Annotated in this window: 20 protein-coding genes and 1 pseudogene; 8 read left to right on the forward strand and 13 right to left on the reverse strand. The window is 58.2% G+C overall.

Going from position 1 to position 25372, the window contains the following annotated elements:
* Positions 1-3 precede the first annotated feature (3 nt).
* Positions 4-921, reverse strand: coding sequence for an ABC transporter substrate-binding protein (locus ABLU50_RS22115; protein WP_087832090.1), 918 nt, complete (start codon positions 919-921; stop codon positions 4-6).
* Positions 922-1057: 136 nt separating this feature from the next.
* On the reverse strand, positions 1058-3355 hold the full coding sequence (gene bglX, locus ABLU50_RS22120) for a beta-glucosidase BglX (RefSeq protein ID WP_087832089.1): 2298 nt from the start codon (positions 3353-3355) through the stop codon (positions 1058-1060).
* A gap of 194 nt (positions 3356-3549) precedes the next feature.
* Here bglX and dld point away from each other — a divergent pair, with 194 nt between their 5' ends.
* Both dld and ABLU50_RS22130 read left to right on the forward strand, forming a co-directional pair.
* Positions 3550-5295 (forward strand): D-lactate dehydrogenase, encoded by a 1746-nt coding sequence (gene dld / locus ABLU50_RS22125; protein ID WP_087832088.1) that lies wholly within the window; start codon positions 3550-3552, stop codon positions 5293-5295.
* An 85-nt stretch (positions 5296-5380) separates the two neighbouring features.
* Positions 5381-5935 carry a GNAT family N-acetyltransferase gene (locus ABLU50_RS22130; RefSeq protein WP_002912829.1) on the forward strand — a complete coding sequence of 185 codons (555 nt, stop codon included), beginning with the start codon at positions 5381-5383 and terminating at the stop codon, positions 5933-5935.
* 222 nt (positions 5936-6157) lie between these two features.
* On the opposite strand, the gene pbpG is transcribed toward ABLU50_RS22130, so the two are convergent.
* Together pbpG and ABLU50_RS22140 are read right to left on the reverse strand one after the other, a co-directional pair.
* Positions 6158-7108: a D-alanyl-D-alanine endopeptidase gene (gene pbpG / locus ABLU50_RS22135; RefSeq protein WP_017899335.1), complete on the reverse strand. Its 951-nt coding sequence runs from the start codon at positions 7106-7108 to the stop codon at positions 6158-6160.
* Between the two features lie 188 nt (positions 7109-7296).
* A complete protein-coding gene (locus ABLU50_RS22140) occupies positions 7297-7884 on the reverse strand; it encodes a Yip1 family protein (RefSeq protein ID WP_004201605.1) in 588 nt (195 codons plus the stop codon).
* 153 nt (positions 7885-8037) lie between these two features.
* On the opposite strand from ABLU50_RS22140, the gene ABLU50_RS22145 reads away from it, so the two are divergent.
* Positions 8038-8607: a DedA family protein gene (locus ABLU50_RS22145; protein WP_023318737.1), complete on the forward strand. Its 570-nt coding sequence runs from the start codon at positions 8038-8040 to the stop codon at positions 8605-8607.
* Between the two features lie 33 nt (positions 8608-8640).
* On the opposite strand, the gene mdtQ is transcribed toward ABLU50_RS22145, so the two are convergent.
* Positions 8641-10080, reverse strand: a complete 1440-nt coding sequence (gene mdtQ, locus ABLU50_RS22150; protein WP_023318738.1) for a multidrug resistance outer membrane protein MdtQ — start codon at positions 10078-10080, stop codon at positions 8641-8643.
* Positions 10081-10208: 128 nt separating this feature from the next.
* Here mdtQ and ABLU50_RS22155 point away from each other — a divergent pair, with 128 nt between their 5' ends.
* Positions 10209-10943, forward strand: a complete 735-nt coding sequence (locus ABLU50_RS22155) for a class I SAM-dependent methyltransferase (protein ID WP_087832087.1) — start codon at positions 10209-10211, stop codon at positions 10941-10943.
* A gap of 33 nt (positions 10944-10976) precedes the next feature.
* Here ABLU50_RS22155 and ascB read toward each other — a convergent pair whose 3' ends face one another.
* The 5 genes and pseudogenes from ascB to dusC form a co-directional block, all read right to left on the reverse strand.
* Entirely contained in the window at positions 10977-12371 is a 1395-nt protein-coding gene (gene ascB / locus ABLU50_RS22160) for a 6-phospho-beta-glucosidase (protein WP_106479211.1), read from the reverse strand.
* 15 nt (positions 12372-12386) lie between these two features.
* Positions 12387-14358 (reverse strand): annotated as a pseudogene (gene bglF / locus ABLU50_RS22165) (PTS beta-glucoside transporter subunit IIABC).
* A 28-nt stretch (positions 14359-14386) separates the two neighbouring features.
* Positions 14387-15220 carry a transcriptional antiterminator BglG gene (gene bglG / locus ABLU50_RS22170; RefSeq protein ID WP_049115890.1) on the reverse strand — a complete coding sequence of 278 codons (834 nt, stop codon included), beginning with the start codon at positions 15218-15220 and terminating at the stop codon, positions 14387-14389.
* 155 nt (positions 15221-15375) lie between these two features.
* Positions 15376-16740 (reverse strand): carbohydrate porin, encoded by a 1365-nt coding sequence (locus ABLU50_RS22175; RefSeq protein WP_087832085.1) that lies wholly within the window; start codon positions 16738-16740, stop codon positions 15376-15378.
* A gap of 356 nt (positions 16741-17096) precedes the next feature.
* Complete coding sequence (gene dusC, locus ABLU50_RS22180) at positions 17097-18029, reverse strand: tRNA dihydrouridine(16) synthase DusC (RefSeq protein WP_004201619.1); 933 nt, start codon at positions 18027-18029, stop codon at positions 17097-17099.
* A gap of 357 nt (positions 18030-18386) precedes the next feature.
* Here dusC and ABLU50_RS22185 point away from each other — a divergent pair, with 357 nt between their 5' ends.
* From ABLU50_RS22185 to sanA, 4 genes are all read left to right on the forward strand, one after another.
* The gene (locus ABLU50_RS22185) at positions 18387-18791 is read left to right on the forward strand and encodes a CidA/LrgA family protein (RefSeq protein WP_004201620.1); all 405 of its coding nucleotides are present in this window, start codon (positions 18387-18389) and stop codon (positions 18789-18791) included.
* Positions 18781-19476: a CidB/LrgB family autolysis modulator gene (locus ABLU50_RS22190; RefSeq protein ID WP_004201621.1), complete on the forward strand. Its 696-nt coding sequence runs from the start codon at positions 18781-18783 to the stop codon at positions 19474-19476. The genes ABLU50_RS22185 and ABLU50_RS22190 overlap by 11 nt, the downstream gene beginning before the upstream one ends.
* 128 nt (positions 19477-19604) lie before the next feature.
* Positions 19605-20489, forward strand: a complete 885-nt coding sequence (gene cdd / locus ABLU50_RS22195) for a cytidine deaminase (protein WP_087832084.1) — start codon at positions 19605-19607, stop codon at positions 20487-20489.
* Positions 20490-20764: 275 nt separating this feature from the next.
* Positions 20765-21481, forward strand: a complete 717-nt coding sequence (gene sanA, locus ABLU50_RS22200; RefSeq protein ID WP_064150961.1) for an outer membrane permeability protein SanA — start codon at positions 20765-20767, stop codon at positions 21479-21481.
* A 69-nt stretch (positions 21482-21550) separates the two neighbouring features.
* On the opposite strand, the gene mglC is transcribed toward sanA, so the two are convergent.
* The 3 genes from mglC to mglB form a co-directional block, all read right to left on the reverse strand.
* Positions 21551-22561, reverse strand: a complete 1011-nt coding sequence (mglC, locus tag ABLU50_RS22205; RefSeq protein WP_002912871.1) for a galactose/methyl galactoside ABC transporter permease MglC — start codon at positions 22559-22561, stop codon at positions 21551-21553.
* 15 nt (positions 22562-22576) lie between these two features.
* Complete coding sequence (mglA, locus tag ABLU50_RS22210) at positions 22577-24097, reverse strand: galactose/methyl galactoside ABC transporter ATP-binding protein MglA (RefSeq protein ID WP_004201625.1); 1521 nt, start codon at positions 24095-24097, stop codon at positions 22577-22579.
* Positions 24098-24215: 118 nt separating this feature from the next.
* A complete protein-coding gene (gene mglB / locus ABLU50_RS22215; protein WP_004201626.1) occupies positions 24216-25214 on the reverse strand; it encodes a galactose/glucose ABC transporter substrate-binding protein MglB in 999 nt (332 codons plus the stop codon).
* Between the last annotated feature and the right edge of the window lie 158 nt (positions 25215-25372).

Raw genomic sequence — 25372 nt, forward strand, 5'->3', positions numbered from 1 at the left:
GGCTTACTTCAGCAGGCCTTTCTGCTGCAGATAATCTGCCGCCACGCGCTTCGCATCCTGGCCTTCCACTGCGATGCGGGCGTTGAGCTGCTGCAGGGTCTTTTCATCGAGGCTGGCGAAGACCGGCTTCAGCCAGTCGGCGATCTGCGGGTAGGCTTTCAGCACCGTCTCGCGCACCACCGGCGTTGGGGCGTAAATCGGCTGCACGCCCTGCGGGTCGCTCAGCGTCTGTAATCCCAGGGCCGCCACCGGGCCGTCGGTGCCGTAGGCCATCGCCGCGTTGACACCGGAGGTCTGCTGCGCCGCCGCTTTGATGGTCACCGCCGTATCGCCCCCGGCCAGCGACAGCAGCTGGTTCTGGTTGAGTTTAAAGTCATACGCTTTTTCAAACGCCGGCAGCGCGTCCGGGCGTTCAATAAACTCCGCCGAGGCCGCCAGCTTAAATTCGCCGCCCTGCTGCAGATAGCGGCTGAGGTCGGCCAGCGAAGTCAGGTGATTTTTCTCCGCCAGCTCCTGACGCACGGCGATAGTCCAGGTGTTGTTAGCCGGCGCCGGGGTAAGCCATACCAGCTGATGTTTCTCCTGATCCAGGCGCTTCACCTTCTCATAGCCCTGCTGGGCATTCTTCCACGCCGGGTCGTTTTCATCTTTAAAGAAAAAAGCGCCATTGCCGGTATATTCCGGGTAGATATCCAGCTCGCCGGCGACAATCGCCCCGCGCACCACCGGCGTGGTGCCGAGCTGGATTTTGTTAATCGTTTTGACGCCGTGGCTTTCCAGCACCTGCTGGATCATATTACCCAGCAGCGCCCCTTCGGTATCAATTTTCGAGCCGACCTTCACCGGCTCCGCCGCCTGCAGCGGCATACTTATCAGGGCGGCCAGCGCCAGCGCGCCGGACAATTTCGTCGCCATCTTCATCCCGCATCCCTCAGTTCTTTTGCGCTTCGCTTACAGAAGCTTAAGAGAAAAGCGTAGTCCATTTGCCAGCGATACGAAAAAGAAAAGGCCGATTAATCGGCCTTTTAAGTGTGACGTTGGGCTTAAGGGCTATGCCTTACAACAGCTCAAACTCGCTCTGCTTCACGCGGGCGGAGTCCACGCCGATAAAGACATTGAATTTGCCCGGCTCAGCGACGTATTTCATCTGCTGGTTCCAGAACTTCAGCGCGTCGACGTCGATCGGGAAGCTGACGGTTTGCGTTTCGCCCGGCTTGAGGTTGACCTTTTTAAAGCCGCGCAGCATTTTTACCGGCCGGCTCATGGAGGCGGTGACGTCCTGCAGATACAGCTGAATGACCGTCGCCCCTTCGCGTTTTCCGGTATTGGTCACCTGCACGCTGGCGGTCACGCTGCCGTCGCGCGGCAGGGTGGCCGACGACATGGTGACATCGGAGACGCTAAAGGTGGTATAGCTCAGGCCGTAGCCAAACGGGTACAGCGGGCCGTTGGCTTCATCGAAGTAACGCGAGGTGTACTTGTTCGGCTTCTCCGGATTATACGGACGACCGGTATTCAGGTGGCTGTAGTAGGTTGGGATCTGCCCCACCGAGCGCGGGAAGGACATCGGCAGCTTGCCCGACGGGTTATAGTCGCCAAACAGCACGTCGGCGATGGCATGCCCGCCTTCGGTGCCGGCAAACCAGGTCTCCACCAGCGCATCGGCTTGCTGATCCTCTTTCACCAGCGCCAGCGGACGGCCGTTCATCAGCACCAGCACCAGCGGTTTGCCGGTGGCCTTGAGGGCGGCAATCAGGTTGCGCTGGCTCTGCGGCAGGGTGATGTCGGTCCGGCTGGAGGCCTCATGGGCCATGCCCTGCGCCTCGCCCACTACGGCAACCACCACGTCGGATTGCTTCGCCGCCGCGACGGCTTCGTCGATCATTTCCTGCGGCGAGCGCGGGTCAACCTGCACCGCGTTCTCATACAGGTTGAGGAAATCGACAATGCCTTTGTCGTCGGTAACGTTCGCCCCTTTGGCGTAAATCACTTTGCCGTTATCGCCCAGCGCTTCTTTGATGCCGGTGAGGACGGTCACCGACTGGTCGGCCACGCCCGCCGCCGACCAGCTGCCCATCATGTCGCGTTTGCTGTCCGCCAGCGCGCCCACCACCGCGATAGTGCCGGATTTTTTCAGCGGCAGCGTATCAAGCCGGTTTTTCAGCAGCACCAGGCTCTCGCGGGCGACTTCCCGCGCCTCTTTACGATGCAGACGGCTTTCCGCGTTGGTGTCCTGCGGGTCAGAATCTTTTGGCCCCAGGTGGCTGTACGGATCGTTGAACAGCCCCATATCATATTTGACGTTAAGCACGTGACGGGTGGCGTCATCCAGCTCGGCCATGGTCACCTTGCCGGACTTCACCAGCCCCGGCAGGTACTTGCTGTAATACTCGTCGCTCATGCTCATGTTGATGCCGGACTTGAGCGCCACGCGCACCGCGTCTTCCGGGTCGGAGGCCACACCGTGCTTGATCAGCTCTTTAATGGCGCCGTGGTCGGAGACGGTGATGCCTTTAAAGCCCCACTGGTCGCGCAGGACATCTTTCAGCAGCCAGGAATCGGCGGTCGCCGGGGTGCCGTTCAGCGAGTTCAGGGCCACCATCACCGCGCCGCTGCCGGCATCCAGCCCGGCTTTATACGGCGGCATATAGTCGTTGAACAGGCGCTGCGGGCTCATGTCGACCGTGTTGTACTCTTTCCCGCCCTCCACCGCGCCGTAGGCGGCGAAGTGCTTGACGCTGGTCATCACCGAATAGCGGTCCGCCGGGCTCTTGCCCTGCATCGACTCTACCATCGCCTGGCCCATCATCGTGGTCAGATAGGTGTCTTCCCCGAACCCTTCGGAAGCGCGTCCCCAGCGCGGGTCGCGGGAGACGTCGACCATCGGCGCCCAGGTCATGTTCAGCCCGTCATCGGCGGCTTCATAAGCTGACACCCGGCCCACGGTCTTCACCGCGTCGAGGTTAAACGACGAGGCCAGGCCGAGGCTTATCGGGAAGACGGTGCGCTGGCCGTGCAGCACATCGTAGGCAAAGAACAGCGGGATCTTCAGGCGGCTAAGCTGCATCACCTGATCCTGCATCACGCGGATATCCGGCCGGGTGACGGTGTTAAAAATCGCCCCCACCTGACCGTTTTTGATCATTTCACGGATCGCCTCTTTGGGGTTATCCGGGCCGACGCTTATCAGACGCAGCTGACCGATTTTCTCGTCTACGGTCATTTTTTTCAGCAGGTCGGTGACAAAAGCATCCCGCGCCTGCGGGGTCAGGGGGTGGTTACCAAACAGTTCATCCGCCAGCGCGGGTTGCAGCGCCAGACTCACGGCGACGCCTACAGTGCAGAGCCATTTCATTGTTATCTCGCTTTTTCTCAGACGGGGACTCGGTAAAACATAATAAAAACCGCAGTTTGCCATATATATAAACAACGCGCCCGCAGAATGCTAAGGTTCTTCTCTGATTTTTGCGAAACATTCATGCATCAAATTGTCATACAAAGCGCTATGCTTATCCTCGATATTTCGCGCACCACCACAAGGAGTGGAACATGTCATCTGCACCCACTAACACCAATAAAACGTTTCTGGCTGACCTCGCGCGCCTGGTTGGCCCTTCGCATCTGCTGACCGACCCGGCAAAAACCCAGCGCTACCGCAAAGGCTTCCGCTCCGGTCAGGGCGAGGCGCTGGCGGTTGTCTTTCCCGGCACCCTTTTGGAACTCTGGCGCGTGCTCAACGCCTGCGTCGACGCCGATAAAATCATTCTGATGCAGGCGGCCAACACCGGCCTGACCGAAGGCTCCACCCCCAACGGCAATGATTACGATCGCGAGATCGTGATTATCAGCACCCTGCGCCTGGATAAACTGCATCTGCTGGACAAAGGCGAGCAGGTGCTGGCCTGGCCCGGCACCACGCTCTACTCACTGGAAAAAGCGCTGAAACCGCTGGGGCGCGAGCCGCACTCAGTGATCGGCTCATCGTGCATCGGCGCGTCGGTGATCGGCGGGATCTGCAACAACTCCGGCGGTTCCCTGGTGCAGCGCGGGCCGGCCTACACCGAGATGTCGCTGTTCGCACAGATTGACGCCGACGGCAAGCTGAAGCTGGTCAACCATCTGGGCATCGATCTCGGCAGTACGCCGGAGCAGATCCTCAGCCGACTCGACGACGAGCGGATCAGCGATAGCGATGTGCTGCACGATGGCCGCCACGCCCACGATCACGACTATGTTACCCGCGTGCGCGATGTCGATGCCGACACCCCGGCGCGCTACAACGCCGACCCGGACCGCCTGTTCGAATCCTCCGGCTGCGCCGGCAAGCTGGCGGTTTTCTCCGTGCGTCTCGATACCTTCCCGGCGGAAAAGCGCCAGCAGGTGTTTTACATTGGCACCAACCAGCCGCAGGTATTGACCGAGATCCGCCGCCATATCCTCGCCGAGTTCCAGCATCTGCCGGTGGCCGGGGAATATATGCACCGCGATATTTACGATATCGCCGAGAAGTATGGCAAAGACACCTTCCTGATGATCGACAAGCTCGGCACCGACAAAATGCCGTTCTTCTTCACCATGAAGGGGCGAACCGACGCGATGCTGGAGAAAGTGTCGCTGTTTAAACCGCACTTTACCGACCGCTTTATGCAGAAGCTCGGCCACGTCTTCCCGGCGCATTTACCGGAGCGGATGAAAACCTGGCGCGACAAATATGAACACCATCTGCTGCTGAAGATGGCCGGCGACGGCATCGAAGAAGCACAGCGCTGGCTGACGGAATACTTCCAGCAGGCCGAGGGAGATTTCTTCGCCTGTACGCCGGAGGAAGGCAGTAAGGCGTTTCTCCATCGCTTTGCCGCCGCCGGCGCGGCGATCCGCTATCAGGCGGTGCATGCCGACGAAGTCGAAGATATTCTGGCGCTGGATATCGCCCTGCGCCGCAACGATACCGAGTGGTTCGAACATCTGCCGCCGGAGATCGACAGCCAGCTGGTGCACAAGCTCTACTATGGCCACTTTATGTGTCATGTGTTCCATCAGGATTACATCGTCAAGAAAGGGGTCGATGCCCATGCGCTGAAGGAGCAGATGCTGGAGTTGCTGAAAGCGCGCGGCGCCCAGTACCCGGCGGAGCATAACGTGGGTCATCTGTATGAAGCGCCGGAGAGCCTGCAGCAGTTCTATCGCCAGAACGATCCGACCAACAGCATGAACCCGGGGATTGGTAAAACCAGTAAGCAGAAATATTGGGGTGAAGCGGCCCCGGCGCCGGTCTCCCCGGCGGATCCGCAATAATCGGCGGCAGGACTATTCAGCCTGGCGCTTCTGTATTACGCTGCACGCCGGAGAATGTCTCTCCGGCAGATTCAGGAGCGCCGCCATGCCCGCAGAGGCCCCGTTACTCGACAGTGATTTAGAAATTCGTGAAGCGCTGCCCGACGATGCGCACGCCATCGCCGCGCTGTATGTCTGGCACGTGCTTAATGGCCGCGCCTCCTTCGAAGAGATCCCCCCCACCGTTGACGAAATGCGTAAACGGATCCAGACCGTGCGCGATAACGGGCTGCCCTGGCTGGTCGCGCTGTGGCGCGGGGCTATCGTCGGCTACTGCTACGCCACTTTCTATCGCCCGCGCCCGGCCTATCGCTATACCCTCGAGGAATCGATCTACGTGGAATCTGGAATGGGCGGGCGCGGCATCGGCAGCGCGCTGCTGTCGCGGCTGATCGCCGAATGCGAGAAAGGCCCGTGGCGGCAGATGCTGGCGATCATCGGCGATGGCCATAACAATGCCGGCTCGCTGGCGATCCATAAAAAGTTCGGTTTTACCGTGGCGGGTCAGCTGCGCAGCGTCGGCTATAAGATGGGCGACTGGCGGGATACGTTGATTATGCAGCGCGCGCTGGGTGACGGCGACTGGACGCTCCCGGAGTAATATTCGGCGTCAAATCCCTGGCTCGCGGCGTAAACGCCTCAGCCGGGCTACCGTTCAGCGCGGTTTCCCAGGCCGGATAAGGCGTCAGCCACCATCCGCCACAACCACCGGCACTCGGCCTGATTGCCCGGCGGCGCTTGCCGGGCCTACGAAGGGGGCGAACCGGGTGCCAAATCACGTAGCCCGGATAAGGCGTCAGCCACCATCCGGGGGATGTGCAGGTTAATCGTTCTGCGCGGTCTGGGCGCCGCCTTTCAGCATCGCCTCCGCCATCTGCGCTTCGCGCTGCTTCTTATAGCTCAGCGCCGAAGCCGGCACCGGCATCACCTTCCCGGTCTCGATCCACGTGCGCAAACGGCTGGCGTCGGCAAAGTGGGTATATTTGCCGAAGGCATCCATCACCACCAGCGCCACCGGGCGTTGGTTGATCACCGTACGCATAATCAGGCAGTGGCCGGCGGCGTTGGTGAAGCCGGTTTTGGTCAGCTGGATGTTCCAGTTGTCGCGATACACCAGATGGTTAGTGTTGCGGAACGGCAGGCTGTAGGCCGGATGGGCAAAGGTGGCGGTCTCTTCTTTGGTGGTGCTCAGCTGGCCGATCAGCGGGTACTGCTCGCTGGCGATCAGCAGTTTGGTCAGATCGCGGGCGGTGGAGACGTTATGCACTGACAGTCCGGTGGGCTCCACGTAGCGGGTATGGGTCATCCCCAGCGCCTGCGCTTTGGCGTTCATCGCGCGAATAAAGGCGTCGTAGCCGCCCGGATAGTGATGCGCCAGGCTGGCGGCCGCACGGTTCTCGGAAGACATCAGCGCCAGCAGCAGCATATCGCGGCGGCTGATTTGGCTGTTGAGACGCACGCGCGAGTAAATCCCCTTCATTTCCGGGGTATGGCTGATATCCACCGTCAGCATCTCATCCAGCGGCAGATGGGCATCGAGCACCACCATGGCGGTCATCACCTTGGTGATCGACGCCATCGGGCGCACCAGATCCGGCTGGCTGGCGTAGATGATTTTTTTGGTGGCCAGATCGACGATCATGGCGCTGCCGGAAGCGATGTCCGGCTGCGAGGCGGTCACCGCCGCGGAGGTTTTTGCTAACGCCTGGGGCGCAAAAGGCACAGCCAGCAGCAAGGTCAGGCTGAGCAAAGAGACTCGAAATTTCGGCATCATGGGCATTCTGAAAAGTATTTTTGCACGTTATGCAACGTACGCCGCGAGGTTAAGTGGGCAACTTCGCTGGCAAATGCCATCATACCGCGCTGTAAGGCCCTGTGCCTAATAAGAATCGTGAAGAAATGCTGCATTGCCGACATAAAATACATATTTGCCGGCAATGCATATTGACCCGTTACGTCCGATCAGAAGAGTCGGTAGCCATACCCCCACAGCACCACGGTGATCGCCAGCAGGACTTCCAGCACCAGCACCCCGATGGCCAGGGTTGAGCTGGCGAAACTGAGCCCCTCTTCCCGGTTAATGCTCAGGAAGGTCGGGATCCCGAGATAGAGCAGATAGCCAGTATAGAACAGGGCAATGGTACCGATCAGCGCGCATAGCCAGACCAGCGGATAGAGCGCCACAATCCCGCTCAGGAACAGCGGTGTGGCCACATAGCCGGCAAATACCATGCAGCGTTTCAGGGAAGGCTGCTGTGGATACTGCCTGGCCATCCACCAGATGACCCGCCCCATGATCGCCACCCCGGCGAGCATCACGGCATAAAACAGCACCGCCAGCGCCAGCCCGGTCAACATCGACAGTTTAATAATAGTGCCGTCGCCGAAGTTCCAGCCCAACTGCGTGGTGCCGATAAAGGCGCAAACCACCGGAACCGCCGCCATCAGCAGCACATGGTGCGTATAGTGATGAGAAATGGTTTCATTCTCGCTCTTAATCACGCTCATCTCCCGGTTGGGATGAGCGAAGAGCCCCCAGACATGGTTCATAGCGTCCCCCTTGTCACGGCTTCGTACTGCACTGATCCAAGTATAATTCACCCTGTAGATTATTTTGTGTACAGCGCAAAAAATCTGCCTCGCCGCGTTTTGGTCAGCAGGGTGTATGATTAAGAGGTGATGAGGTAAGGAGAAAAGCTGTTTATGGATATCAATCACCTGATTTCCCAGTATGGCTACGCGGCGCTGATCGTCGGCAGCATGGCGGAAGGTGAGACCATTACCCTGCTGGGCGGCGTCGCAGCGCATCAGGGGCTACTGAAGTTTCCCCTGGTGGTGATCGCCGTCGCCCTCGGCGGGATGATTGGCGATCAGCTGCTCTATCTGCTTGGTCGCCGCTTCGGCGGGCGCATTCTGCGCCGTTTCGCCAGCCAGAAGGCGCGGATCCGGAAAGCGCAGCGCATGATCCAGCACCGGCCGTGGCTGTTTGTCATCGGCACCCGCTTTATGTACGGCTTCCGGGTGATCGGCCCCCTGCTGATCGGCGCCAGCCGCCTGCCGCCGCGCATTTTCCTGCCGCTGAATATTGTCGGAGCGCTGGTGTGGGCCCTGCTGTTTACCACCATAGGCTATCTTGGCGGCGAGGTGGTCGGCCCGTGGCTGCACCATCTGGACGCCCATCTGAAGCATTGGATCTGGCTGATCCTCGCGGTGCTGGTGGTCGTGGCCGCCCATTGGTGGCTCAGGCGGCGCGAGAGTAAGAAGAAAGACTGAGCGGCGCGCCCGCGGGCGCACCGTGGTTGGCGGTTACTTCACCGTCTGATGGTAGCCGCCGCCAAGGGCCGAGGTCAGCTGAATGCTGGCGTCAATCCACTGGCCGTGCAGGCGCAAGGCGGTGATACGCTCCTGCAGCGCCGGGAGTTTCGCCAGGCTCACCCTGGAGCCGGGCAGGATCCCCGCCGCCATTCGGGCCTGCGCCAGATCCACCACCCGCTGGGCGTCTTTTTCAACCTGCTGCTGCTGTTGGCTTTTGGCCATCAGCGTCTCAACCTGGCTGGCGGTTTTCGCCACCTGGTTGACGGCGTCCACCACCGCTTTGTTGTATTGGGCGATGGACAGGCTGTTCTGCGCGCTGGCGATATCCAGATTAGCATTGAGACGACCGCTGTCGAAGATCGGCAGCGTCAGTCCGGCGGTGACGCCCATCTGCTGCGCCGAATGGCGGAAAAGATCGCTTAAGTGCAGGGCATCCTGCTGCAGGAACGCCATCAGGTTGATGTCCGGATAAAACGCCGCCTTCGCCGCGTCCACTTCGCTCAGCGACGCCTCGATATACCAGTGAGCGACCTGCAGATCCGGGCGGCGCGCCAGCAGCTCATAGCCGAGGGTATCCGGCAGCTGCGCGCTGACCGTCGGCAGGCTGGCGGGTTTGAGGTTTAGCGACTGGCTCTGGCTGTTGGTCAGGGCCATCAGCCGCGCTTCAATCTCTTTCATCGTGCCCGCCACGTCCGCCAGCTGCTGGTCGGTTTTGCTGACATTAATATCGTTCTCCGCCCCTTCGGCGGAGTTGGTGATCCCGCGCTGATACAGGGCCTTGTCGACCGTCACGATATTATTTTGCTCGTTTTTCACCTGCTGCAGCACCGCTTTGATCGCCGCTTCCGTCTGCCACTGCCAGTACAGGCGCGCCACGCTGCCGGAGAGCAGCTCGCGGGTCTGGGCCTGCTCGGCCACCTGGGCTTTCAGCTCGCCGATACGCGCTTTCACCAGCGCGCGGTTTTTGCCCCACAGATCGAGATCCCAGCCGGCAGTCAGGCCGAAGGTGCCATTGGTGTACCACGGGCCGGTATTGCCGTCGGTATCGGTGGCGAACGGCCCCATCAGGCCTTCAGCGGACATTTTCTGCCGTTCGATATCGGCGGAGAAATCCATCTCCGGGCCAAGATTCGCCTGCGACATTCGCGCCTGCGCTTCAGCAAGCCTGATGCGCTGTTCGGCAATCTGCATGTCCGGCGCGTTGGCGAGCGCGCGCTGAATCAGATTATCCAGTTGGGCATCGTGGTAGTCTTTCCACCAGTCAGTGTGTGGCCAGCCATTTTTGACGGCGGCGGGAAGATCCATGGAAACGTGGGAAGCCGGAATTTGCTGCTGCGGCGGATTAGCGACCTCATGAGAAGGCGCGCAGCCAGCCAGCGCGATGGCCAGGGGCAACGCCGCCAGCACGCTATTTTTTAATATCAATTTCATTTAACAGGTCAGATAACGTAATCAGGTTGGTTATCATAAATTAATTGAATTAAACGCGTTTAGTAAAGCGTGTGACTAAATTATTAGTTAGCTAAAAATAAACAACCTTATCAATTCAAGGGATGAATATGAGCCAGAATATTTATGACGACCCGCAGTTCTTTGCCGGCTATGCGACCCTCGATCGCTCGGTGAAGGGACTGGAGGGTGCACCAGAGTGGCCATCGCTGCAGGCAATGCTGCCGCCAGTAACCGGTTTGCGGGTGGTGGATCTCGGTTGTGGCTACGGCTGGTTTTGCCGCTGGGCGCTGCAGCAGGGAGCCAGCCAGATAATTGGTTTTGATATCTCCCGACGTATGCTGGCGCAGGCGCGAGAGATGACCCGCGGGGATGAGATTGACTACCGCTGCGCCGATCTGCAAACCCTGACGTTGCCCACCAACAGCTGCGATCTGGTCTACAGCTCACTGGCGCTCCATTACTTACCAGACATCGCCCCGCTCTTCACCGCCCTGCAGCAGGCGCTGGTCCCTGGCGGCATCCTGGTCTTTTCCGCGGAACATCCCATCTATACCGCGCCGCTGCAGCAGGGATGGCAGGTGAATGAGCAGGGGCAAAAAAGCTGGCCGGTCAGCCACTATCAGCAGGAGGGCGAGCGCGTAAGCAACTGGTTTGCCGAGGGCGTCATTAAACAGCACCGCAAACTCTCAAGCTGGGTAAACGCGCTTATCGCCGCTGGTTTTGTGCTGGAGCAGCTGGATGAGTGGGGTCCGAGCGCCGAACAGATTGCTCAACAGCCCGCCCTGGATGAAGAGAAAGAGCGTCCGATGATCTTTTTACTGCGCGCGCGTAAACCGGGCTGATCCCTCGCCCGGCGATGGCCGGGCGGGGAAGCATTACGCTTTCAGGCTGGCGCCGCGGCTGGCAATCACCTCTTTATACCAGTCAAAGCTCTTCTTCTTACTGCGTGCCAGGGTGCCGGTGCCGTCATCATGGCGGTCAACATAGATAAAGCCGTAGCGCTTCGACAGCTCCGCCTTCGAGGCGCTCACCAGGTCAATCGGCCCCCAGCTGGTAAAGCCCATCAGCTCAACGCCATCGTCAATGGCTTCCCGCGCCTGCACCAGGTGGTCGTTCAGGTAGCTGATGCGGTAGTCATCATTAATGCTGCCGTCGGCTTCCACCTTATCTTTGGCGCCCAGACCGTTTTCCACGATAAACAGCGGCTTCTGATAGCGATCCCACAGCACGTTCAGCAGCGTACGCAGGCCGAGGGGGTCTATCTGCCAGCCCCACTCCGAGCTCGCCAGGTGCGGGTTCGGCACCATGCTAAGTATATTGCCGCGCGCCTGCTGGTTCAGCGCCTCATCGGCGGTGACGCACCCGGTCATGTAGTAGCTGAAGGAGATAAAATCGACGGTGGTTTTCAGCGTTTCGCGCTCGGCCTCGGTGATGTCGAGCGTGATGCCGTTGTCGCGGAAAAAGCGCTGCATATAGCCCGGGTACGCCCCGCGCGCCTGCACGTCGCCGAAGAACTGCCAGCTGCGGTTCTCCTGCAGCGTCTCAAACACATCTTCCGGTTTGCAGCTCAGGGGATACATCAGCCCGCCGAGCAGCATATTGCCGATTTTGCCCTCGGGCACCAGCTCATGACAGGCTTTGACCGCCAGAGCGCTGGCCACCAGCTGGTGATGAATGGCCTGATACACCTCGCCTTTACTGCTGCCGGCCGGCAAGCCGACGCCGGTCATCGGGGCATGCAGCGACATATTGATTTCGTTAAAGGTCAGCCACAGTTTGACTTTGTTTTTATAACGGCTGAACACCGTCCGGGCGTAGCGCTCAAAGAAGCCAATCACCTGCCGGCTGCCCAAGCCGCCGTAATTTTTCACCAGCGCCCATGGCATTTCATAATGCGACAGCGTCACCAGCGGAGTGATGTTGTGCTTCGCCATCTCGTCGAACAATTTGTCGTAGAAGGCGAGTCCGGCTTCGTTCGGCTCGGCGTCGTCGCCGTTGGGGTAGATGCGCGTCCAGGCGATGGAGACCCGCAGGCAGTTAAAGCCCATCTCAGCGAACAGGGCGATATCTTCCGGGTAGCGATGGTAAAAATCGATCGCCACATCCTTTATGCCGCTGTCGCCGGGTACGCGCTCGACCACTTCGCCGAAGACGCCGTGCGGCTGCACATCGGAGGTGGATAACCCTTTGCCATCTTCCAGGTACGCCCCTTCCACCTGATTCGCCGCGGTCGCGCCGCCCCATAAAAAATCTGTCGGGAATGTTTTCATCTCTCTCTCCTGTGATTAATGGCTGACTGACAACAACGGCTGACCGGCTTCGACGGCGCTGGGCGCCACCGTGTCGATCTCACGATAGTCATCGCTGTTGCTGATAATAATCGGGGTCGCCAGGTCGTAACCGGCGTCCAGAATCGCCTGACGATCGAACTCAATCAGCAGATCGCCGGCCTGTACCCTGTCGCCCTCTTTCACATGCGCGGTAAACGGCACGCCGTCGAGTTTGACCGTGTCGATGCCAACGTGGATCAGCAGCTCGATGCCGCTGTCGCTCTGCAGGCCGATGGCGTGTTTAGTCTGAAACAGGGAAGCCACTTCGCCCGGGAATGGGGCGATGACTTTGCCCACCGCCGGGATAATGGCGACTCCTCTCCCCAGCAGGCCGCTGGCGAAGGTGCTGTCCGGCACCTGATCGAGAGCGATGACGCTGCCGCTCATCGGCGCCAGGATGTCATTTGCCGAGACCGGCGCTACCGCCACGGCGCCCGGCGCGGCGCTGGCGCGCGGCAGGCCGGCGAAGAAAGTTAAACCACAGGAGATAATCAACGCCGCGAAGATACCCACTACGCCGCCCCAAACGGTGCTATCAAGCCCTTGGGGCGGGATCATTTGTGCGACAGTAAAAATGTTCCCGAAGCCGAATGAATAGACGTGAGCGTTACTGAAGCCCACAATCGCGCCGCCAATGGCGCCCGCCACGCAGCCGAAGATAAACGGCCGGCGCAGCGGCAATGTTAAGCCATAGATAGCCGGCTCGGTAATGCCGAAGATGCCCGCTGAAAACGCAGAGCCGGCCAGCACTTTCTGGCGGGCGTCGCGGGTTTTCAGCAAAATACCCAGCACCGCGCCGACCTGTCCCATCACGGCCGGCAACAGCATGGGCAGCATGGAATCATGGCCAAGCACCGTCAGATTGTTAATCATCAGCGGAATCAGCCCCCAATGCAGGCCGAAGATCACACAAACCTGCCACAGCGCGCCCATCGCCGCTCCCGCCAGCCACGGCGCCACCGCGTAGATAATCTGATACCCCTGGGCCAACAGATGACTGAGCCAGGTCGCCAGAGGACCAATCAGCAGAAACGTCAGCGGAACCACAACGGCGAGACAAATCGCCGGGGTAAAAAAGTTTTTCATCGATGACGGCAGCAGCGCGTTGCTCTTGCGCTCCAGCCAGCAGCAGACCCATGAAGCGAGAATAATCGGGATCACCGATGAGCTGTAATTGATAAAGGTCACCGGGATGCCGAGAAAGTGCTCCACCGCCGCGCCCGGCGCCTGGCTGGCCTCAAAGGCCTGAATCATCAGTGGGTGGGTTAACGCTCCACCGATCACCATTGAAACAAACGGGTTACCGCCAAATTTTTTACCGGCGGTGTAACCGAGAAACAGCGGGAAGAAAAAGAACAGCGCGTCGCTGGCGGCAAACCAGATTTTATAGGTTCCCTGTTGCGGGGTCAGCCAACCGCAGACGACCGCCAGCGCCAGCATTCCTTTGAGGATACCAGAGGCTGCCAGCACGCCGATAAACGGCGTGAATATCCCCGACACGACATCGATGATCTGCCCCAGCAGCGACCCTTTTTCAACGCTTTCCGCCGTCGGCTCGCTGTCATCGCTCAGCCCAGCCTCCTGGCGCACCGCCTGCCAGACGTCGTGGACGTGGTTGCCAATCACCACCTGAAACTGGCCGCCGCTCTCCACCACCATAATGACGCCCGGATTCGCCTTCAGCCCTTCGGCATCGGCTTTGCCGTTATCTTTCAGTTTAAAACGCAGACGTGTCGCACAGTGAACCAGACTCACAATGTTCTCTTTGCCGCCGACGCGGTTGAGAATATCCTGCGCGAGTGCTTTATATTCCATGCTCTTTTCCTTACTGCCGCTGCCCGCAGACAACCGGCGACTGAGTAGTAAAAATAAAAAAAACCCGAGAACCACGCCGGTAGGCGTCGCGCTCAGGTTTTGCCTGCATCATGCAGTAACAATCCAGTTTGTCGGGAGACTTAGCGTCCCTCTTTTCTTACCCGTTCAATATGAATGGCAAGAAACATAATTTCTTCGGTGGTCAGCGCCCGCTGATACTGCTTTTGCAGATGCGTCGCCACCGTTTCCGCACACTTCCACGCTTTGGCGTAGTTGTCTTTCACCGCGCTGTGCAGCGAGACGTCGTCATCTTCCACCACCGTGCGGGTCAGCATCCGCTGAGCGAAAAACTTCAGGTGGGTGACGAAACGCTGATAGCTCAGCGACTCCTCGTCGTAGTTCAGCTGCAGCTGATACTTCACCAGCTGCAGGATCTCCTGCATCACCCGGGTCACGTGCATGACCTCCGGCATTTCGCTGTTGAGCTGCGCCGTCACCAGATGCAGGGCGATAAATCCGGCTTCATCCTCCGCCAGCGCCACGCCTAGCCTTTTGGCAATGATGGCCCTTGCCTCCTGGCCCAGCGCGAACTCCTTCGGATAGAGCCGCTTAATCTCCCACAGCAGCACGTTACGCAGCGCGATGCCCTTTTTCTGCCGCTCGATAGCAAAGTGGCAGTGATCCGTTAACGTGATGTACAAACTTTCCTGTAACTTGCCCAACCGCCCGCGTGCCAGGTCGATAATGCGATCGCAGGTAGTCATCACTTCTAACGGAATCTGACTGAGTAACTCACCCAGACGGCCTACCAGTTCATCGCTTTGTAAGGCGAAGACTTTTTCAATTTTGCTGTCGTCCAGCGCGTCGCCCGGGCGTTTCTGAAAGGCCAGCCCTCGCCCCATCACCACCTGTTCGCGCTGGTGCTCGTCAAGAACCACCACCACATTGTTATTGAGTACTTTGGCGATTTGCATATTGACCCCAGAAACAAAAAAACCTGACCCCCGACGAAACGCCAGGTAATCAGGTTTTGCCTGCCGCAGCAGTTGCAATCCAACGCCAGCACTGTAACAACTTCTGCTGCGCGCTCAACCTGACAAGTGAAAAAACGTGATAAAGATCGCGACTATCAGAAGGTCACGACGGTTTTCCACTCCACCACCCACGCGTCCTGGGTCTGCGCAACGCCGCCCGGACGGTGCCAATACTGCAGGCCCGGTTGCAGCTCCAGCCAGGAGACCGGGCGGAAGCGATAATAGAGTTCGCCATTCAGCGACTGGCCGGCCACCGGCTGCCAGGCCGGATCGTTATAGTCGGTGGCGCCGCTGAGCTGGTTCATATAGCGCTGATTGCGCGCGTAGTGGCTGCTCATGTCGATCCACGTCAGGCCGAAGCCGATCCAGTCCTCCGGACGGGCGTCAAACAGCCCGCGGTAGCGCAGTGAGGCGGCGACGGCGGAGTGGATATAGTTGCTGCGCTGGTCGCTGAGGCTGCCGCTCAGCGAGACGCTCATTCCCCGCAGCGGATCGTCGGCATGGCGGGTAATCTGCTGGTTCAGGCCAGCGTACATAAACCAGGTGCTGTCGTGCTCGGCGTAGCCTTGCGGGTCCGTCGCCCCGGCGCCGCCAGATTTGCCGCTATAGAGGTCGCTTTGCGGCGCGTTAGTCCAGACCACGCCGAGGTTATAGGCCCCCGGCAGGCCATTAATCAGCGGGCGGGTTTCGATCTCCATTGGCAGTAAAATGCCTTTGCTGCCCTTCGTCGACCAGCTCCAGGCGTGGCTGCGCGAGGCGGCCTGCGGGTTCTGCTCCATCACCCCGCCTTTGAGGGTGACCGTCGGCGTCAGCTTGTACTCGAGGGTGGTGCCCCAGGTGTGGATGTTCCAGTTATTCCACGTCAGCGAGTTGGCCGATTTGCCGCCGCACTGGGTCAGCAGCTGGAAATCGCAGGGAATGATCTGGTCGAAGGTTTGCACCTTGTTCATCATGCCGATACGCCAGGTCAGGCGACGGTCGTCAAAGCTGCGGGCGAAGGTCAGCCAGCCGAGACGGGTGATCGACCCGCCGCCCCAGCTCTCCTGTGACAGATCGTTGAAGCTGACCCGCGGATCCTGCAGCCGTTTCGTGGTGAGGTTATCATCATGGTTGCGGTTGACGATATTGCCCTCAAGCCGCGCGTCCGGTATGCCGGTCCAGCGCTCCAGATCCTGGGTAAAGGTCAATGACACCTGGTCAATATAGGCCAGATGTTTATCATGGTTATAGCCGCCGCCGGCGTTGTAGGCCATCTCGTTAAGATAGCCAAGATTATAATGAAAGCCGTTCTCTTCAAGGATGGGACGAATGCCCAGCATATCGCCCAGCAGCCCTGGCTGTCCGGCTTCAAACCCCAGCACGCTGCCGTTCCACGCCGGGGTTTGCGCCGCGTTCACGGCGGGCGCCATAGTCGCCAGCGCCGCGCCGATAAAAAGCTGATTTATTTTTTTGTTATACATTGTGATCTCCACCGTGACTGAATAAAAACAAAGGGGATCCCCAGGCTATTTATTTACCTGTTTTCTTTTTTAAAAAATGAATGGCAAGGGGCGTCCTTCGGTAATAAAACCGCGACCGAGCCAGAGAAAAGATTAATTACAAACTCTTGTTTTACGTCATCATTTACCCACCGTTAAATTTTTGCCAAAAAAAAACCTAAGCACTTGCCGCCACGCATGACGGAAGTGCTTAGGTTTTGCCTGTGTTCAGTAGCAATCCTGAATTGATTGACGGCACATTATCACTTTATTCAACCCATGCCTATCATCAATAGGCATGCAAGTAATAATATGTGAAGCGAATAACAATATAGCGCTTAATAGCGGGCGATCGCCGCCGCTATTTCAGCAGAGGTTTGCAGGGCGCGAATTTCATTAAACAGCGTCAGCGCCTCGGTATATTCCTTGCGTAAATAGCCCAGCCACTGCTTAATTCTCGCTACATGATACAGGCCGGTATCGCCCTGCTTTTCCAGACGGGTATATTTTTGCAACAGCTGAACCACCTGCGGCCACGGCATGCGCGGTTCGTTGTATTTGATCACCCGGCTGAGGTTCGGCACGTTGAGCGCCCCGCGGCCAATCATCACCGAATCGCAGCCGGTGACGGCCATACAGTCCTGCGCGCTTTGCCAGTCCCAGATCTCGCCGTTGGCGACCACCGGAATAGTCAGACGCTGGCGGATCTCGCCGATGGCCTGCCAGTTGATGCGCTCTGCTTTGTAGCCATCTTCTTTGGTGCGGCCATGGACCACCAGCTCGCTGGCCCCTGCCTGCTGCACCGCGTCGGCGATTTCAAAGCGCCTTTCGCCGCTATCCCAGCCGAGACGCACCTTGACGGTAACCGGTAAATCCGCAGGGACCGCTTCGCGCATGGCTTTGGCGCCGCGATAGATCAGCTCTGGATCTTTCAGTAGCGTCGCCCCACCGCCGCTGCCGTTCACCAGCTTCGACGGACAGCCGCAGTTTAAATCAACGCCCCACGAACCCAGCGCCACCGCGCGGGCGGCGTTTTCCGCCAGCCACTCGGGATATTGTCCCAGCAGCTGGACGCGCACGCGGGTACCGGACGGGGTGCGGCTTTGATGATGCAGTTCCGGGCACAGCCTGTAGAACGATTTAACCGGCAGCAGTTGGTCCACCACGCGCAGAAATTCGGTGATGCACAGATCGTAATCGTTAACCTCGGTCAGCAGCTCGCGCACCAGCGAATCGAGCACGCCTTCCATCGGCGCCAGTAGTACACGCATATCGTTACCCGGAAAAAAAAGAGGCGCTATGGTAGCGCCTCCGGGCGTTGGTTGAAAGCGCTCAATGCGTCCGACCCAGCGCACTCCGGTCCCCGGACGCCCGAGGCGGCAAAACGGCGAGATAATCTCTATGCTTTACAGGGGTCTGTGGCGTCTCATTTACCTTTATTTGCCGCGCCTCGTCCAGCAAGGTAGCGTGGGGAGAGAGACCGTCTAAGCCGCAAGGCTTCGGACTCTGACGGGCGAGACGATGGTTCCCGTAAGCTATAAGCGCTATGCATAGAATTCATGATGTGATCGGTAGCACATTTTAGGGATTAATTGTATGATGAATTCACTTCATCAAGGGTTATTACCATGAGTAAATCGCTGACTATTATCTGGCAGTACCTGCGGGCTTTCGTCCTGATTTACGCCTGCTTGTACGCCGGAATATTTATCGCCGGGCTGCTGCCCATCACCATCCCCGGCAGCATCATCGGCATGCTGATCCTCTTCGTGCTGCTGGCGCTGCAAATAATGCCGCCGCAGTGGGTCAACCCCGGCTGCAATATCCTGATCCGCTATATGGCGCTCCTGTTCGTGCCGATCGGCGTCGGCGTGATGCAGTACTGGGATCTGCTACGCGCCCAGCTTGGGCCTGTCGTTATCTCCTGCGCCATCAGCACGCTGGTGGTGTTTGTGGTGGTGAGCTGGAGTTCCCATCTGGTGCATGGCGAACGTAAAGTGATTGGGCAAAAGGAAAAGAAAAATGATGCATGAAATCTGGTGGTCGCTACCGCTTACCCTGATCGTCTTTTTCCTCGCCCGCAAACTGGCGGCCCGCTTCAAATTCCCGCTGCTCAACCCGCTGCTGGTGGCGATGGTGGTGATCATTCCCTTTCTGCTGCTGACCGGGATCTCCTATGAACGTTATTTTGCCGGCAGCAAGATCCTGAACGATCTGCTGCAGCCGGCGGTGGTCGCGCTGGCCTTCCCGCTATATGAACAGCTGCACCAGATCCGCGCGCGCTGGAAATCGATCATCACCATCTGCTTTATCGGCAGCTGTGTGGCGATGATCACCGGCACCACCGTGGCCCTGCTGATGGGCGCCACGCCGCAAATCGCCGCCTCTGTTCTGCCCAAATCGGTGACCACGCCGATTGCGATGGCGGTGAGCGGCAGTATCGGCGGCATCCCGGCCATCAGCGCCGTGTGCGTGATTTTTGTCGGTATCCTTGGCGCGGTATTCGGCCATACGCTGCTCAACCTGATGCGTATTCGCACCAAAGCATCGCGTGGCCTGTCGATGGGCACCGCCTCGCACGCCCTCGGTACCGCCCGCTGTGCGGAACTGGACTATCAGGAAGGAGCGTTCAGCTCGCTGGCGCTGGTGCTGTGCGGGATCATCACCTCGTTGATGGCGCCATTTTTATTCCCGCTGATCCTCGCGGTGGTGGGATAAATTGTGATTCAAGTCACATTTATTAATGCAACAATGAAAAGTTGCATTAGCAATGGGATGTAAATCACATTTGAAACCCCTTGACGCCCGTACACTGGTTCCCCATTACACTGTTATGAGGCAACGCTATGCACTCACGTTTTCAAGCTGCTTTGACTACCCTGGCAGCAGACCTGCAGGCGGCCATCTCCCCGATGCTCGCCGACCCGCACTTCCCGGCGCTGCTCGAAGCCGATCAGGTGGCGACGCTGCAACAGGCGACAGGTCTGGACGAAGACGCGCTGGCCTTTGCGCTACTGCCGCTGGCCGCCGCCTGCGCGCGCGCCGACCTTTCTCACTTTAACGTCGGGGCTATCGCCCGCGGCGTCAGCGGCCGCTGGTACTTTGGCGGCAACATGGAGTTTCTCGGCGCCACCATGCAGCAGACCGTCCATGCGGAGCAGAGCGCCATCAGCCACGCCTGGCTGCGCGGTGAAACCTCCCTGCGCGCTATCACGGTGAACTACACGCCGTGCGGCCATTGCCGTCAGTTTATGAACGAACTGAACAGCGGACTGGCGCTGCGCATTCATCTGCCCGGTCGCGAAGCCCATGCTCTGCAGCACTATCTGCCGGATGCCTTCGGCCCGAAAGATCTGGAGATCAAAACCCTGCTGATGGACCACCAGGACCACGGCTTCCCGGTCAGCGGCGATGCCCTGACGCAGGTGGCGATTGAGGCCGCTAACCGCTGCCACGCGCCGTACAGCCATTCGCCTTCCGGCGTGGCGCTGGAGCTGAAAGATGGCACCCTTTTCAGCGGCAGCTATGCGGAAAACGCGGCGTTCAACCCGACGCTGCCGCCGCTGCAGGGGGCGCTAAATCTTCTCAGCCTCAACGGCTATGATTATCCGGACATCCAGCGGGCGATCCTGGCGGAGAAAGCCGATGCGGCGCTGATTCAGTGGGACGCCACCGTCGCCACCCTGAAGGCGCTGGGCTGCCACAATATCGAGCGCGTGCTGTTAGGTTAATCCGCCTGCGCAGATGGCCGGATGGCGTCTTCGGCTTATCCGGCCGACCTTTTATACCCTTAGGTGTCGGGTGGCGCTACGCTTACCCGACTTACGGTTCGCGCCATGGCGAGCTGAAGATCCCTATGCCGGGTGTCGGCTCACGCCTTACCCGGCCTGCGTTCAGCGATCTGTCTATATTGCTGAAAATCCCCGCAATCAAACGCGGGTTTCTTGCGCTTACCCGGCGGGTAAAGTAGCCTGAAGACTCCGTTGTCTATTATTGAGCCAAGTTCATGTTAAAGCGTGTGTTCTACAGCCTGTTAGTCCTGCTCGGCCTGCTGCTGTTGACCGTGCTGGGTCTTGACCGTTGGATGAGCTGGAAAACCGCGCCCTATATCTATGACGAGCTGCAGGATCTCCCCTACCGCCAGGTCGGCGTGGTGCTGGGCACTGCTAAATACTACCGCACCGGCGTCATCAATCAGTATTACCGCTACCGCATCCAGGGCGCGCTCAACGCCTACAACAGCGGCAAGGTCAACTATCTGCTGCTGAGCGGGGATAACGCCCTGCAAAGCTACAATGAACCGATGACGATGCGCCGGGACCTGATCAAAAGCGGCGTCGATCCGGCGGATATCGTGCTGGACTATGCCGGTTTCCGCACGCTTGATTCGATCGTCCGCACCCGCAAAGTGTTCGACACCAACGACTTCATTATCATCACCCAGCGCTTCCACTGCGAACGGGCGTTGTTTATCGCCCTGCATATGGGGATCCAGGCCCAGTGCTACGCGGTGCCGTCGCCGAAGGATATGTGGAGCGTGCGGCTGCGCGAATTCGGCGCCCGCTTCGGCGCGCTGGCGGACCTCTACATCTTCAAACGGGAACCGCGCTTCCTTGGCCCTTTAATCCCGATTCCGGCGCAGCAGCACGACGTGCCGGATGACGCCCAGTCCTACCCGGCGGTCACGCCGGAGCAGCTGCTGGAGCTGCAGAAAGAAAAGTAGCCCCATCATCGCATCCGTTTCAGGTATAAAAAAACCCGCGCCAGGCGCGGGTTTTTACTCAGGCAAAAATTACTTCTTACGGGCGTATTTCAGGGAATCCAGCGCCACGGCGAAGATAATGATCGCCCCCTTGATGATGTACTGCCAGTAAGGGTTGACGCCAATGTAGGTCAGGCCATAGTTGATCACGGTGAAGATAATTACCCCTGTCACCACGCCGAATACGGTCCCTACCCCGCCGCTGAACGATACACCGCCCACCACGCAGGCGGCGATGGCGTCCAGTTCGTACATAAAGCCGAGGTTATTGGTCGCCGAGCCGATACGACCGGCTTCCAGCAGGCCGCCGAAGGCGTAGAACACCCCGGAGAGGGCATAGATCATCAGCAGGTTCAACGCCACGTTAACCCCGGAGACTTTCGCCGCTTCCGGGTTACCGCCGATAGCGAAAATGTTTTTGCCAAAGCGCGTTTTGTTCCACAGGATCCAGACAAAGAAGACGGCAATCAGCGCGTAGAAGGTAATGTAGGACAGGCGGAACGAGCCCAGCGCCACAAACCCCTGCGCGAAATGGGAGAAGTGACTGTCGAAGCCGGAGATCGGCGACGCGCCCACGAAATCGTAGTACAGCGAGTTAATGCCGTAGACGATGATCATGGTCCCGAGGGTGGTAATAAACGGCGTTACGTTCAGATAGGCAATGACGATCCCGTTAATCAGCCCGATGACCGCCCCGATGGCGCATACCAGCAGGATGACCAGTGGGATCGGCATGGTCGCCATATCCGGGAACACCTTGTTGGCATTATCCACCGCCTGCAGCATGGTCGCGGCAATCACCGCCGCCAGTCCCACCTGACGGCCGGCGGAGAGGTCCGTGCCCTGCGTGACGATCAGTCCGGCCACGCCGAGGGCAATAATAATACGCACCGAGGACTGGGTCAGAATATTACTCAGGTTGAGCAGACTTAAAAATGTCGGATCCTGGAAAATAATAATGGCCAACAGGACCAGAAGGACGACATATATCCCACCCTCTTTCAGGTAAGTGAGAAAACTCTTTTTATTTAACGCACTCATGTGAAGCCCCTGATCTTAAAGGTGCAATGACGCAAGACGCAGTATTTCGTTTTGCGTGGTGGTTTTAGTCTCAACAATGCCCGCGACCAGGCCGTTGCTCATTACCAGAATGCGGTCGGTAATCCCCAGCAGTTCCGGCATTTCGGAAGAAATAATAATGATCCCTTTATCTTTTTTAGCCAGCTCGGCAATCAGCTGATAGATCTCGAATTTGGCGCCGACGTCGATACCGCGCGTCGGCTCGTCCAGCATCAGGATCTCCGGCTGGGTCAGCAGCCAGCGGCCAATAATGACCTTTTGCTGGTTACCACCGGAAAGCGAACCAATCTGCGTATGCTGGCCGGGGGTTTTAACGCGCATGGAGTCAATCACCCATTGGGTATCGCTCTTCATCCGCGAGTTATCCAGCAAGCCGACGCTGTTTTTATATTTCTTAATATTGGAGATCAGCGAGTTAAAACCGATGTCCAGATAGGCGTAAATTCCGGTGGAGCGCCGCTCCTCGGTTACCAGCGCAAAACCGTGGTTAATCGCCTCATTGGCGCTGTGGTTGTTGATCTTCTTCCCGTGCAGGGTGATGGTGCCGCTGGCCTTCTCACGGATCCCGAACAGGGTCTCCACGATGTCGGTACGCTTCGCGCCCACCAGACCGGCGATACCGAGAATTTCGCCCTTATGCAGGTCGAAGGAGACATCGCGAATGGAGGGCTGGCGCAGGGAGGTGAGATTGCGCACCTGGAGGATGACTTCCCCCGGGGTGTTTTCACGATCCGGGAAGCGCTGATTGAGCGAACGCCCGACCATCATGGCGATGATCTTGTCCATATCCAGCCCTTCCAGCGGCTGGGTAGCGATCCACTGGCCGTCGCGCAGGATGGTAATTTCATCGCACAGCTGGAAAATCTCTTCCATTTTGTGGGAGATATAGACGATACCGCAGCCGCGATCTTTCAGCTTGCGGATGATCTTGAACAGATGGTTGACCTCTTTCTCCGTCAGCGATGACGTCGGCTCGTCCATGATGACGATTTTGGCGTCATAGGAAAACGCCTTCGCTATCTCAATCATCTGCATCTGAGATACCGATAAAGTCCCGACGCGGGCGCGCGGATCGATATCAATATCCAGCTCATCAAAAATAGCCTTGGTATCCCGGTACATTTTGTCCTGATCGACAAACATGCCTTTGGTGGGATAGCGGCCGAGCCACATGTTGTCCATGACCGAACGCTGTAAGACCAGGTTTAATTCCTGATGCACCATCGAAATACCGTTTTCCAGGGCTTCTTTCGCCGAATGGAAATCGATCTCTTTTCCCTGAAAAAGAATGCTGCCGGAATCTTTTTGATAGATCCCAAAAAGGCATTTTAATAATGTCGATTTACCGGCGCCGTTCTCACCCATTAACGCATGAATGGAGTGCGGACGAACCTTCAGGTTGACATTATCAAGAGCCTTGACGCCAGGAAACGATTTGTTGATGTTGGTCATCTCCAACAAATATTCGCCTGACCGTTCGCTATTATTGCTGACCATAGTTATACCTGGCTGCGTTCATGCACGCCCCGTCCGGCGCAATAACGCCAGCAGGAGTCTGGTTCTGTATCAGGAATAATCGGGCGTGGATAACCCACGCCCGCAACTCACATCACGATTATTTGCCGGTAAACTGGCTCAGGTTGTCTTTATCGACTCCCACGTAGGGGACGCGAACAATCTTGTTGTCAATTTTCCAGTTGGTGCCTGCCGCCGCCTCTTTTCCGTCGGCAAGGTTTTTCGCCAGCTCGAAGGTCGCTTTCGCCTGGTTGTTAGCATCGTTCAGCACGGTACCGGCCATCGCGCCGGATTTCACCAGCGCCAGGGCTTCCGGCAGGGCGTCAACGCCGAACACCGGAATGCTGCTCTTGTTGTGCGCTTTCAGCGCTTCAACCGCACCCATCGCCATGGCGTCATTGTTGGCGATCACCACTTCAATCTTGTTCGCATTCGGGCCGGAGAGCCAGGCGTCCATTTTGTCTTTCGCCTGGGCGGTATCCCACATAGCGGTGTCCATCTGCAGCTGCTGGGTCTTCAGACCTTTATCGTTCAGCTCTTTGATAACGTAGGTGGTACGCGCTTCCGCATCCGGATGGCCCGGCTCGCCTTTCAGCAGGACGTACTGGATCTGGCCGTCTTTATTCAGATCCCAGTTCGGGTTGGCTTTCCAGTGCTTGGCGATCAGATCGCCCTGAATAATCCCGGACTCTTTCGAGTCGGTACCGACGTAGTAAGCCTTGTCATAACTATCCAGCGCTTTACGGGAAGGCTCTTTGTTGAAGAACACCACCGGAATATTCTGCCCGCGCGCTTTTTCGATGACCGTTCCCGCCGCAGCCGGGTCAACCAGGTTGATCGCCAGGGCTTTCACGCCTTTCGCCAGCAGCACGTCAATCTGATCGTTTTGTTTCGACTGGTCGTTCTGCGAGTCATTCATCAGCAGCTGGACGTCAGGCGCGGATTTGCCATCTTTTTCAATCGCCTTACGCACCACCGACATAAAGTTGTCGTCATATTTATAAATCGTCACGCCGATACGGGTATCTGCTGCGTGTGCTGCGGCGCCAAATAACAGACCAGCCATTACAGCAGAGAGGGTAAACACCTTCTTATTCATGGAATCTCCGGTTTTATTATGCAGGGTCATTTTTGTGAAAAGTGCGGGCGGGACTTGTTGCATTAGTGTTACCGCACAACGCATTTCACGACGAAAATTCGGTCTTCCGTGTCGGGTAACGCTCCAGGAAAATACGACTCTAATACTCGTTTAACGCC

Source organism: Klebsiella sp. GG_Kp173, from assembly GCF_040062415.1.
GTDB classification, from domain to species: Bacteria; Pseudomonadota; Gammaproteobacteria; order Enterobacterales; family Enterobacteriaceae; genus Klebsiella; species Klebsiella quasipneumoniae.